This window comes from Streptococcus caecimuris (genome assembly GCF_943193075.1).
GTDB classification, from domain to species: domain Bacteria; phylum Bacillota; class Bacilli; order Lactobacillales; family Streptococcaceae; genus Streptococcus; species Streptococcus caecimuris.
The window spans coordinates 1-4,870 of the sequence record NZ_CALPCT010000042.1 but is presented as its reverse complement, the minus strand read 5'-3'; the positions used below and the strand labels follow the sequence as shown (position 1 = coordinate 4,870).

Sequence of the window (4,870 nt, the reverse complement as noted above, 5' to 3'; positions counted from 1 at the left end):
AGGTCATGATATACTAATATAGTTGTCGCGCGAGAGCGACAAAGACCTTTGAAAACTGAACAAGACGAACCAATGTGCAGGGCGCTATAACTAAGGTTATAGTAACTGAACAATAAAAAAACAATAAATCTGTCAGTGACAGAATGAGTTTAAGACAAACAATTATTTTAATGAGAGTTTGATCCTGGCTCAGGATGAACGCTGGCGGCGTGCCTAATACATGCAAGTAGAACGCTGAAGCTTGGTGCTTGCACCGAGCGGATGAGTTGCGAACGGGTGAGTAACGCGTAGGTAACCTGCCTCTTAGCGGGGGATAACTATTGGAAACGATAGCTAATACCGCATAAAAGTCGATATCGCATGATATTGATTTGAAAGGTGCAAATGCATCACTAAGAGATGGACCTGCGTTGTATTAGCTAGTTGGTGAGGTAACGGCTCACCAAGGCGACGATACATAGCCGACCTGAGAGGGTGATCGGCCACACTGGGACTGAGACACGGCCCAGACTCCTACGGGAGGCAGCAGTAGGGAATCTTCGGCAATGGGGGCAACCCTGACCGAGCAACGCCGCGTGAGTGAAGAAGGTTTTCGGATCGTAAAGCTCTGTTGTAAGAGAAGAACGAGTGTGAGAGTGGAAAGTTCACACTGTGACGGTAACTTACCAGAAAGGGACGGCTAACTACGTGCCAGCAGCCGCGGTAATACGTAGGTCCCGAGCGTTATCCGGATTTATTGGGCGTAAAGCGAGCGCAGGCGGTTAGATAAGTCTGAAGTTAAAGGCTGTGGCTTAACCATAGTACGCTTTGGAAACTGTTTAACTTGAGTGCAGAAGGGGAGAGTGGAATTCCATGTGTAGCGGTGAAATGCGTAGATATATGGAGGAACACCGGTGGCGAAAGCGGCTCTCTGGTCTGTAACTGACGCTGAGGCTCGAAAGCGTGGGGAGCAAACAGGATTAGATACCCTGGTAGTCCACGCCGTAAACGATGAGTGCTAGGTGTTGGGTCCTTTCCGGGACTCAGTGCCGCAGCTAACGCATTAAGCACTCCGCCTGGGGAGTACGACCGCAAGGTTGAAACTCAAAGGAATTGACGGGGGCCCGCACAAGCGGTGGAGCATGTGGTTTAATTCGAAGCAACGCGAAGAACCTTACCAGGTCTTGACATCCCTCTGACCGCTCTAGAGATAGAGTTTTCCTTCGGGACAGAGGTGACAGGTGGTGCATGGTTGTCGTCAGCTCGTGTCGTGAGATGTTGGGTTAAGTCCCGCAACGAGCGCAACCCCTATTGTTAGTTGCCATCATTTAGTTGGGCACTCTAGCGAGACTGCCGGTAATAAACCGGAGGAAGGTGGGGATGACGTCAAATCATCATGCCCCTTATGACCTGGGCTACACACGTGCTACAATGGCTGGTACAACGAGTCGCGAGTCGGTGACGGCAAGCTAATCTCTTAAAGCCAGTCTCAGTTCGGATTGTAGGCTGCAACTCGCCTACATGAAGTCGGAATCGCTAGTAATCGCGGATCAGCACGCCGCGGTGAATACGTTCCCGGGCCTTGTACACACCGCCCGTCACACCACGAGAGTTTGTAACACCCGAAGTCGGTGAGGTAACCATTTGGAGCCAGCCGCCTAAGGTGGGATAGATGATTGGGGTGAAGTCGTAACAAGGTAGCCGTATCGGAAGGTGCGGCTGGATCACCTCCTTTCTAAGGAAATGGAAACCTGTACGTTGGTCTTGTTTAGTTTTGAGAGGTCTTGTGGGGCCTTAGCTCAGCTGGGAGAGCGCCTGCTTTGCACGCAGGAGGTCAGCGGTTCGATCCCGCTAGGCTCCATTAACACTGTAAGGGTGTTAAGATTGAACATTGAAAATTGAATATCTATATCAAATAGTAACAAGAAAATAAACCGAAACGCTGTAAATATTTAAAGAGTTTAGGTCGCAAGACCAAAAATAAGGTTAAGTTAATAAGGGCGCACGGTGGATGCCTTGGCACTAGAAGCCGAAGAAGGACGTGACAAACGACGAAATGCTTTGGGGAGCTGTAAGTAAGCGACGATCCAGAGATGTCCGAATGGGGGAACCCACTAGCTAATGGCTAGTACTCCTATCTGTTAAGGATAGGTAGAGGAAGACGCAGTGAACTGAAACATCTAAGTAGCTGCAGGAAGAGAAAGCAAAAGCGATTGCCTGAGTAGCGGCGAGCGAAACGGCAGGAGGGCAAACCGAAGAGTTTACTCTTCGGGGTTGTAGGACTGCAATGTGGACTTAAAGATTATAGAAGAATGACATGGGAAGGTCAGCCAAAGAGAGTAAGAGCCTCGTATTCGAAATAGTCTTTATACCTAGCAGTATCCTGAGTACGGCGGGACACGAGAAATCCCGTCGGAATCTGGGAGGACCATCTCCCAACCCTAAATACTCTCTAGTGACCGATAGTGAACCAGTACCGTGAGGGAAAGGTGAAAAGCACCCCGGGAGGGGAGTGAAATAGAACCTGAAACCGTGTGCCTACAACAAGTTCGAGCCCGTTAATGGGTGAGAGCGTGCCTTTTGTAGAATGAACCGGCGAGTTACGATATGATGCGAGGTTAAGTTGAAGAGACGGAGCCGTAGGGAAACCGAGTCTGAATAGGGCGGAATAGTATTATGTCGTAGACCCGAAACCATGTGACCTACCCATGAGCAGGTTGAAGGTGAGGTAAAACTCACTGGAGGACCGAACCAGGGCACGTTGAAAAGTGCTTGGATGACTTGTGGGTAGCGGAGAAATTCCAAACGAACTTGGAGATAGCTGGTTCTCTCCGAAATAGCTTTAGGGCTAGCGTCGACATTAAGATTCTTGGAGGTAGAGCACTGTTTGGGTGAGGGGTCCATCCCGGATTACCAATCTCAGATAAACTCCGAATGCCAATGAATTATGGTCGGCAGTCAGACTGCGAGTGCTAAGATCCGTAGTCGAAAGGGAAACAGCCCAGACCACCAGCTAAGGTCCCAAAATAATTGTTAAGTGGAAAAGGATGTGGGGTTGCACAGACAACTAGGATGTTAGCTTAGAAGCAGCTATTCATTCAAAGAGTGCGTAATAGCTCACTAGTCGAGTGACCCTGCGCCGAAAATGTACCGGGGCTAAAACAATTTACCGAAGCTGTGGATACCTTTATAGGTATGGTAGGAGAGCGTTCTATGTGTGGAGAAGGTGTACCGTGAGGAGCGCTGGAACGCATAGAAGTGAGAATGCCGGTATGAGTAGCGAAAGACAGGTGAGAATCCTGTCCACCGTAAGACTAAGGTTTCCAGGGGAAGGCTCGTCCGCCCTGGGTTAGTCGGGACCTAAGGAGAGACCGAAAGGTGTATCCGATGGACAACAGGTTGATATTCCTGTACTAGAGTATGTAGTGAAGGAGGGACGCAGTAGGCTAACTAAAGCGTGCGACTGGAAGTGCACGTCTAAGCAGTGAGGTGTGAATTGAGTTAAATGCTTAATTCTATAACATTGAGCTGTGATGGGGAGCGAAGTTTAGTAGCGAAGTTAGTGACGTCACACTGCCAAGAAAAGCTTCTAGCGTTAATCATACTCTACCCGTACCGCAAACCGACACAGGTAGTCGAGGCGAGTAGCCTCAGGTGAGCGAGAGAACTCTCGTTAAGGAACTCGGCAAAATGACCCCGTAACTTCGGGAGAAGGGGTGCTGGCTTTCAGTCAGCCGCAGTGAATAGGCCCAAGCAACTGTTTATCAAAAACACAGCTCTCTGCTAAATCGTAAGATGATGTATAGGGGGTGACGCCTGCCCGGTGCTGGAAGGTTAAGAGGAGTGCTTAGCGTAAGCGAAGGTATGAATTGAAGCCCCAGTAAACGGCGGCCGTAACTATAACGGTCCTAAGGTAGCGAAATTCCTTGTCGGGTAAGTTCCGACCCGCACGAAAGGCGTAATGATTTGGGCACTGTCTCAACGAGAGACTCGGTGAAATTTTAGTACCTGTGAAGATGCAGGTTACCCGCGACAGGACGGAAAGACCCCATGGAGCTTTACTGCAGTTTGATATTGAGTGTCTGTGCCACATGTACAGGATAGGTAGGAGCCATTGAGATCGGGACGCCAGTTTCGATGGAGGCGTTGTTGGGATACTACCCTTGTGTTATGGCCACTCTAACCCGGTAGGTTAATCATCTACGGAGACAGTGTCTGACGGGCAGTTTGACTGGGGCGGTCGCCTCCTAAAAGGTAACGGAGGCGCCCAAAGGTTCCCTCAGAATGGTTGGAAATCATTCGCAGAGTGTAAAGGTATAAGGGAGCTTGACTGCGAGAGCTACAACTCGAGCAGGGACGAAAGTCGGGCTTAGTGATCCGGTGGTTCCGTATGGAAGGGCCATCGCTCAACGGATAAAAGCTACCCTGGGGATAACAGGCTTATCTCCCCCAAGAGTTCACATCGACGGGGAGGTTTGGCACCTCGATGTCGGCTCGTCGCATCCTGGGGCTGTAGTCGGTCCCAAGGGTTGGGCTGTTCGCCCATTAAAGCGGCACGCGAGCTGGGTTCAGAACGTCGTGAGACAGTTCGGTCCCTATCCGTCGCGGGCGTAGGAAATTTGAGAGGATCTGCTCCTAGTACGAGAGGACCAGAGTGGACTTACCGCTGGTGTACCAGTTGTCTCGCCAGAGGCATCGCTGGGTAGCTATGTAGGGAAGGGATAAACGCTGAAAGCATCTAAGTGTGAAACCCACCTCAAGATGAGATTTCCCATGATTTTATATCAGTAAGAGCCCTGAGAGAAGATCAGGTAGATAGGTTAGGAGTGGAAGTTGTGTGAGCAATGGAGCGGACTAATACTAATAGCTCGAGGACTTATCCAAAGAGTCA

At 50.0% G+C, this 4,870-nt stretch carries 1 tRNA gene and 2 rRNA genes; all 3 read left to right on the top strand.

Going from position 1 to position 4,870, the window contains the following annotated elements:
- Positions 1–166: 166 nt before the first annotated feature.
- A 16S ribosomal RNA gene (locus NFR56_RS09785) occupies positions 167–1,714 on the top strand.
- A gap of 53 nt (positions 1,715–1,767) precedes the next feature.
- Positions 1,768–1,840 (top strand) — tRNA-Ala (locus NFR56_RS09780).
- A gap of 123 nt (positions 1,841–1,963) precedes the next feature.
- Positions 1,964–4,863, top strand: a 23S ribosomal RNA gene (locus NFR56_RS09775).
- Together the 16S and 23S rRNA genes with 1 tRNA gene alongside form the textbook arrangement of a ribosomal RNA operon.
- Positions 4,864–4,870: the final 7 nt, after the last annotated feature.